1 protein-coding gene is annotated in these 302 nt (G+C 43.4%); it reads right to left on the bottom strand.

Annotated elements, in window-relative coordinates:
* A partial coding sequence (locus Q3O06_RS05370) for a hypothetical protein (protein ID WP_301818004.1) occupies positions 1-302 on the bottom strand: 302 nt, incomplete at both ends.

Raw genomic sequence — 302 nt, forward strand, 5'->3', positions numbered from 1 at the left:
CTGCTTACAAAAGGCAGCGGCAGCGTGCAAATAAAATGTATGCGCTGCAAAAATATCAATACCTTCAAATAATTAAAAATCATCAGAATGCCACCGAGCATCATATCTACAACCCTAATGAGAGCGTTCGGAATGCCAAAGAACAGGCTGTATGCATGCTCAAAATACAACATGGCGACCACATCGATAGCCGTCAAACAAACATTGAGACCTTTGCAAAATTCCCCAAAATCCCCTAAATTTCCACCAAGACATTTAGGGGATTTTCCATGAGCACCTTCTTCCGGCAAACCGCCCAAGCC

Origin of the sequence: Neisseria maigaei (assembly GCF_958267405.1) — a bacterium.
Lineage (GTDB): Bacteria > Pseudomonadota > Gammaproteobacteria > Burkholderiales > Neisseriaceae > Neisseria > Neisseria bergeri.